Below are 7,108 nucleotides of genomic sequence, written 5' to 3' on the forward strand. Positions count from 1 at the left end.
ATGGATACGCTTGGTTATTTGAGTCACGGCTTCGGCGTCGCCCTCACCCCTTACAACCTGGTCACTGCGCTGTGCGGTACGCTGATCGGCACCGTCGTCGGTCTGCTGCCGGGACTGGGGCCGATCAACGGCGTGGCGTTGCTGATCCCGATTGCCTTCGCCCTCGGCCTGCCACCAGAGTCGGCGCTGATTTTGCTGGCGGCGGTTTACTTGGGTTGCGAATACGGCGGTCGCATCAGCTCGATTTTGTTGAACATCCCCGGCGAAGCCTCCACGGTGATGACCACCCTCGACGGTTACCCAATGGCCCGTCAGGGCTTGGCCGGCGTGGCGTTGTCGTTATCGGCCTGGAGTTCATTCATCGGCGCGTTCATCGCGACCTGCGGGATGGTGATCTTCGCGCCGATCCTGGCGAAGTGGGCGATTGCCTTCGGTCCGGCGGAATATTTTGTGCTGATGGTCTTTGCGATTGTCTGTCTCGGCGGCATGGCCGGTGATCGACCGTTGAAGACCTTTATTGCCGCGTTAATCGGCCTGTTCCTCTCCACCGTCGGCATCGACGCCAACAGTGGCGTGTACCGTTTCACCGGGGACAACATTCACCTCACCGACGGGATTCAGTTTGTGGTGCTGGTGCTGGGCCTGTTTTCCATCAGTGAAATCCTCTTGCTGCTGGAAAAAACCCACCGGGGTCAGGAAGCGTTCAAAGCCACCGGCCGCATGATGTTTAACTTCAAGGAGGCTGCCTCGGTGTTCTGGGTGAACATGCGCTGTGGTGTGCTCGGTTTCATCATGGGCGTGCTGCCCGGTGCCGGTGCGACGCTGGCCAGCGCCGTGGCCTACATGACCGAGAAACGCATCGCCGGCCCGAGCGGTAAATTCGGCCAGGGCGACAAACGTGGCCTCGCCGCCCCGGAAACCGCCATCGGCGCCGAAGCCTGCGGCGCACTGGTACCAATGCTGACCCTCGGGGTTCCAGGTTCGGGTACCACGGCGGTGATGATCGGCGCGCTGTCGCTGTACAACATCACGCCTGGCCCACTGCTGTTTCAACAGCAGCCGGACATCGTCTGGGGCCTGATCGCATCGTTGTTCATTGCCAACATCATGCTCGTGATCCTCAACATCCCGATGATCCGCATCTTCACCCGCATCCTCGCCGTGCCGAACTGGGCCTTGGTGCCGATGATCGCGATCATTACCGCAATTGGTGTGTTCGCGGTGCACGCCACCACCTTCGACCTGTTCCTGATGATCGGTATCGGTATCTTCGGCTACATTTTGCGCAAGCTGGACTTCCCGTTATCGCCCGTGTTGCTGGGCTTCATCCTTGGAGGCTTGATGGAACAAAACCTGCGTCGCGCACTGTCGATCTCCAACGGTTCGCTGGACATCCTCTGGTCGAGCGGGATCACCCTCGGAGTCTGGGGGCTGATCGGGGTGATGCTACTGGTGCCGATCCTGCGGATCTGGCGCAAACGTTCGGTCGCCCGGCGCGTTGTTGCCGATGTCTGATCGAATACCGTTCAAAGCCTGGTGGGGTACGCCGCTGGTCGGCGCGCTGGGCGGCTACCTCGCCAGCCTGGTCGGCTGGCCACTGCCGTGGATGGTCGGGTCGTTGCTGGCGATCATCCTCGTGCGCTGCCTGACCCCTTGGCAATTGGCGGAAATCCCTGGCGGTCGCAAGTGCGGCCAGTGGATTGTGGGTATCGGCATTGGCCTGCACTTCACCCCGGTGGTGATGGAGCAGGTGCTGGGGCATTTCGGCCTGATTTTCTTCGGTGCGTTGGTCACCAGCCTGTCGGCGGTGGTCGGGGTCTGGTTGATGCGGCGTACTGGCGAGGATCGCGCCACTGCATTTTTTTCCAGCATGCCCGGTGGCTCCGGGGAAATGGTCAACCTCGGTGCTCGCAACGGTGCGGTGCTCAGTCGTGTGGCGGCGGGGCAAAGTCTGCGGGTGTTGGTGGTGGTGTTGTGCGTACCGGCAGCCTTCAAGTATTTGCTGGGTGACGGCGCACCGGATTTGCATGCCACAACCGTCGATTGGCGTTGGCTGGCCCTGTTATTCCCGGCAGGCGGCTTGGCGGCGTGGCTCTGGGAACGTCTGCGTCAACCGAATCCGTGGCTGTTTGGACCATTGCTGGTGAGTGCGGCGGTGAGCATCGGTTGGGACTTGCACATCGGTTTGCCCGATGGCGGTAGCCAGATCGGCCAATGGTTGATCGGCAGCGGCCTGGGTTGTCACTTCAACCGCCAGTTTTTCCGGCGTGCGCCTTCGTTCATGGGCCGGACCTTGATCGGTACGGTGTTGACCATGTTGATCGCCACGCTGGCGGCATTGGGGTTGAGTGCGCTGACGCATCTGGATCTGCGCTCACTGACCCTGGGCATGATGCCCGGCGGGATTGCGGAGATGAGCCTGACGGCGCAGATGCTGCAACTATCGGTGCCGCTGGTGACGGCGATGCAGGTGATGCGGTTGCTGTTTGTGCTGTTTCTGGCGGAGCCGTTGTTCAAGTATTGGAACCGGGTGCCGGAGTCTTCCTGAACTGATCGTTCCCACGCTCCGCGTGGGAATGCCTCAATGGACGCTCCGCGTCCGCTTTGGGACGCGGAGCGTCCCGGGCTGCATTCCCACGCAGAGCGTGGGAACGATCATTACGCGATCGGCGGCAATCGCCACTCAATCGGCGTCTCGCCGTTCTGTTCAAGAAACTTGTTGGTCCGGCTGAAGTGCCCGCATCCCAGAAAACCGCGATACGCGGACAACGGCGACGGATGCACTGACGTCAGCACCAGATGCTTGGTCGCGTCGATCAGTTTCTGTTTGCTCTGGGCATGCGCGCCCCACAGCATAAACACCAGATGCGGCTGCTGCTGGCTGACGACCTCGATGATCCGGTCGGTGAAAAACTGCCAGCCCTTATCCTTGTGCGCATTGGCGTTGGCGCGCTCGACCGTCATGGTGGTGTTGAGCATCAGCACACCCTGGTCGGCCCAGCTCTGCAAATAGCCATGGTTGGGAATATCGATGTTCAGGTCGCGTTTCAACTCTTTATAGATGTTCACCAGCGACGGCGGCGCCGGCACGCCCGGTTGCACCGAGAAGCACAAACCATGGGCTTGGCCCGGGCCGTGGTAGGGATCCTGGCCGAGGATGACTACCTTGACCTTGTCCAGCGGCGTGGAGTTGAGTGCGTTGAAAATCATCGGGCCCGGTGGATAGATCTCTTTGCCTGCCGCACGCTCCTCTTGCAGGAATTCACGCAACTCTGCCATGTAAGGCTGGTCGAATTCGGCACGCAGTGCCTCCTTCCAGCTCGGTTCGAGTTTGATACGGTCGTCAGCAGTCATGGTTACATCCGGCAAAAACAATGGGGCGAACCCTAGGAAAGCCCATCACGCTTGTCAATTGATCTGTCGCACATACGGCACTTTCCTGTACAGCGATCATACTGAACGCTCAAATTCCCGATCGAGGTCACGATGAATCTGCACTTCGAAGAACTCACCGGCACCGACGGCGCTCGCATCGGCATCGCCAGCCTCGATGCCGAAAAATCCCTTAACGCCCTGTCCCTGCCGATGATCAACGCCCTGCGCGACCAAATGGACGCCTGGGCCAAGGACCCGCAAATAGTCTGCGTATTACTGCGCGGCAATGGCGCCAAGGCGTTCTGTGCCGGTGGTGAAGTACGCAGCCTGGTTGAGGCCTGTCGCGCTCATCCCGGGGAGGTGCCGCCGTTGGCCGCGCACTTCTTTGCGGCGGAATATCGTCTGGACTTCAAACTGCACACCTACCCGAAACCGTTGATCTGCTGGGGGCACGGTTATGTGCTCGGCGGCGGGATGGGTTTGCTGCAAGGCGCGAGTATCCGGATTGTCACGCCAAGCACTCGGCTGGCGATGCCTGAAATCAGCATTGGCCTGTACCCGGACGTTGGCGCCAGCTGGTTTCTGTCGCGACTGCCCGGCAAGCTCGGGCTGTTTCTGGGCCTGACCGGTGCCCATATGAACGGGCGCGATGCAATCGACCTGGACCTGGCTGACCGCTTCCTGCTCGATGAACAACAGGAGGAACTGATCCAAGGCTTGCTGCAATTGAACTGGCAGGAACAAACGCCGATGCAGCTCAACAGTTTACTCAAGGCCTTGCAACAGGAAGCCGTCGCGCAAATGCCCGAAGCCCAGTGGCTGCCACGACGCCAGCAAATCGACGAACTGCTGGATGTCAGCGATGTGAGTCGCGCCTGGAAGGCCATCAGCCTGCAACGCGATAGCACCGACATGCTACTCAGCCGTGCCGCAAAAACCATGAGTGAAGGCTCGCCGCTGACCGCGCATCTGGTCTGGGAGCAAATCGCCCGGGCCCGGCATTTGTCACTGGCTCAGGTTTTTCAGATGGAATACACACTGAGCCTAAACTGCTGCCGGCATCCAGAATTCAGCGAGGGTGTGCGGGCGCGGTTGATCGACAAAGACCAGAAACCGCATTGGCACTGGCCGGATATCAACAACGTGCCCGATGCGGTGGTGGATGCGCACTTCCAGAAGGCCTGGGAAGGTCGGCATCCATTGGCGGATTTATCGGATTACTGAACGAAAATGTGGGAGCGAGCCTGCTCGCTCCCACAGGTATTGCGCTTACCCCAAATTAACGGTGGCCGCCTCGGCTGCTGTAATTGCCTTGACCGTTTTGGTTGCCCTGACTGTTGTAGTTGCCGCGCCCGCTGTGTTTGTAATTGCGTCCACCACCCCGGGCGTCATTGTTCCAGCCACTTCGGTTATGACCGTCCCACCCATGATTCTGATGACCCCGATAATCGCCCCGCGACGGGTAATAACGCGGTGCCGGCTGATAACCCCTTTGCTGATGGTAATAGCGCGGCGCCGGTTGATAAACCCTTGGCTGATAGTAATAGCGCGGTGTTGGCTGGTAATACCGCGCTGGCGGAGAGTAATACCGGGGCGGCGGCGAGTAATAACCCCCGCCACCTGAATAGTAGGATCCGCCACCGGCGTAATAGGTTGGCGCTGGCGAGGTATAAACCTCGGAACGGTAGTAGCCGGTTCCTCCATCGGAATAGGGCACGCACGCACCAAGAGACAATCCCGATAGAGCAATCAGAAGAATTTGGCAGAGCTGTTTTCGACAGAGCATGGCGGCCTCCTGGACCGCGAGTGAGCTACACCAGCGACGCTGGCGAGCGACAGTCAATTATTCGGTGACTGTCGAAAGATCAGACATCGATTTCGAAATCTGGTGCGCCCCTGAAACACGTTGAAATATCTGCCCGATGAAAGGTTTTTCATCTTCACTCGCTGAATCAGTAGTGCGATAGCATCGCATGCTACGCGGCAAACACACCGGATCAGCGGCCAAACCGTCCCATTGCGGTGCAGCCGCGCACCATCACAAGGCAACCGTTCTCCCCCTCTCTACGCGGTTATCGCGTCATCCCCCACGCTAGAGCCCTCAAGCCGACTTGGCACGTCTCTCGCTTTAGTAAAAGCGTGCAGGAGTTCATTACAGGTTCGCGGCACCACAATTTGCAATGGCTGACTAGGGTTCCGGCTCGCTTGTGCGAGTGGCTGGTCCGAGAGTTGGCGACCTCCAGTTGAGGTTACACGGCGGGACAAAAGCCCGGGAGACAAGCCACCGTTCGCGGTGCCGCGTTGACTCCTGCCCGCCCCTGATCAACTGGAGAACCACCCATGTCCCAGCTACGTCTACCCACCCTGCTCGCCGCTGCATTCGCAGCCTTCGTAAGCTTCTCGACCCAGGCTGCCCAGAAAGATCACTTCAGTGTCTGCTGGACCATCTATGCCGGCTGGATGCCTTGGGAATATGCCGGTAGCCAAGGCATCGTCGACAAATGGGCGAAGAAGTACGGCATCAAGATTGATGTGGTGCAACTCAATGACTACGTCGAATCGATCAATCAATACACCGCTGGCCAGTTCGACGGTTGCACCATGACCAACATGGACGCGTTGACCATTCCGGCGGCTGGCGGCGTTGACAGCACGGCACTGATCGTCAGCGACTTCTCCAACGGTAACGACGGCATCGTCCTCAAGGGCGATGGCAAGAAAGTCACCGACCTCAAAGGCATGGACGTCAACCTGGTGGAGCTGTCGGTTTCCCATTACCTGCTGGCCCGTGCGCTGGACTCGGTCGACCTCAGCGAAAAAGACCTGAAAGTGGTCAACACCTCCGACGCCGACATCTCGGCCGCCTTCAACACCGAACAGGTCAACGCGGTCACCACCTGGAACCCGATGCTCTCGGACATCAAAGCCAAGCCCGCCGTCACCGAAGTCTTCAACTCCAGCCAGATCCCCGGCGAAATCATGGACATGATGGTGGTCAACAGCGCCACCCTCAAAGACAACCCGGCCCTGGGTAAAGCGCTGACCGGTGCCTGGTTCGAAGTGGTCGCCTTGATGAACGCCAAAAACGCCGCCAGCAAAGCCGCGCTCGAACATATGGCCAAGGCCTCGGGCACTGACCTGGCGGGCTTCCAGGCACAACTCGACACCACCAAATTGTTCGCCACGCCCAAAGAGGCGCTGGACTTCGCCACCAGCAAGCAACTGCCGGCGACCATGCGCAAAGTGGCCGAGTTTTCGTTCCAGCACGGCTTGCTCGGTGAAGGCGCCAAAGACACCAGTGCCGTCGGCATGGCGTTCGCCAATGGCGTGACCAGCGGCGACACGTCCAACCTCAAGCTGCGCTTCGACCCGACCTTCGTGCAGATGGCTGCCGACGCCAAGCTGTAACCAGGAGGAGCCGGCCATGCGCCTGATCAATCGCCACCCGGATCGCCCCAGTCGCCTGTTGTTGGTGATCCTGCCGTTCGCCCTGGTGCTGTTCGCCTACTTCATGGGCTCGGCCGAGCGACTGGCGGACAACCCCAACGACAAGCTGCTGCCGAGCGCCGTGCAGATGACCGACGCGGTGAAACGCCTGGCATTCGTGGCCGACACCCGCACCGGTGAATACCTGCTCTGGCAGGACAGTGCTTCGAGCCTGCGCCGTCTGGCCATCGGCCTCGGTATCAGCGCGTTGGCCGGGCTGTGCCTGGGCATGGCGGCCGGCACCCTG

The 7,108-nt window shown here is 60.0% G+C and carries 6 protein-coding genes, 1 pseudogene and 1 riboswitch; of the genes and pseudogenes, 5 read left to right on the forward strand and 2 right to left on the reverse strand.

What is annotated here, in order from left to right:
• On the forward strand, positions 1-1,515 hold the full coding sequence (locus tag PMI22_RS21785; RefSeq protein ID WP_007944089.1) for a tripartite tricarboxylate transporter permease: 1,515 nt from the start codon (positions 1-3) through the stop codon (positions 1,513-1,515).
• A complete protein-coding gene (locus PMI22_RS21780) occupies positions 1,508-2,548 on the forward strand; it encodes an AbrB family transcriptional regulator (protein WP_007944090.1) in 1,041 nt (346 codons plus the stop codon). Before PMI22_RS21785 ends, PMI22_RS21780 begins: the two co-directional genes overlap by 8 nt.
• Positions 2,549-2,658: 110 nt before the next feature.
• On the opposite strand, the gene ung is transcribed toward PMI22_RS21780, so the two are convergent.
• A complete protein-coding gene (ung, locus tag PMI22_RS21775) occupies positions 2,659-3,354 on the reverse strand; it encodes a uracil-DNA glycosylase (protein WP_007944091.1) in 696 nt (231 codons plus the stop codon).
• 132 nt (positions 3,355-3,486) lie between these two features.
• On the opposite strand from ung, the gene PMI22_RS21770 reads away from it, so the two are divergent.
• Positions 3,487-4,599: an enoyl-CoA hydratase/isomerase family protein gene (locus PMI22_RS21770; RefSeq protein ID WP_007944092.1), complete on the forward strand. Its 1,113-nt coding sequence runs from the start codon at positions 3,487-3,489 to the stop codon at positions 4,597-4,599.
• 55 nt (positions 4,600-4,654) lie between these two features.
• Here PMI22_RS21770 and PMI22_RS29925 read toward each other — a convergent pair whose 3' ends face one another.
• Positions 4,655-5,161 (reverse strand): hypothetical protein, encoded by a 507-nt coding sequence (locus PMI22_RS29925; RefSeq protein WP_007944094.1) that lies wholly within the window; start codon positions 5,159-5,161, stop codon positions 4,655-4,657.
• 391 nt (positions 5,162-5,552) lie between these two features.
• Positions 5,553-5,653, forward strand: a riboswitch (guanidine-I (ykkC/yxkD leader).
• A 62-nt stretch (positions 5,654-5,715) separates the two neighbouring features.
• Between PMI22_RS29925 and PMI22_RS21765 the strand changes: the two genes are divergently transcribed.
• Together PMI22_RS21765 and PMI22_RS21760 are read left to right on the forward strand one after the other, a co-directional pair.
• Complete coding sequence (locus tag PMI22_RS21765; RefSeq protein WP_007944095.1) at positions 5,716-6,783, forward strand: putative urea ABC transporter substrate-binding protein; 1,068 nt, start codon at positions 5,716-5,718, stop codon at positions 6,781-6,783.
• A gap of 16 nt (positions 6,784-6,799) precedes the next feature.
• Positions 6,800-7,108: pseudogene (locus PMI22_RS21760) on the forward strand (ABC transporter permease); the annotation flags it as partial.

The organism is Pseudomonas sp. GM21, assembly GCF_000282215.1.
GTDB lineage: Bacteria > Pseudomonadota > Gammaproteobacteria > Pseudomonadales > Pseudomonadaceae > Aquipseudomonas.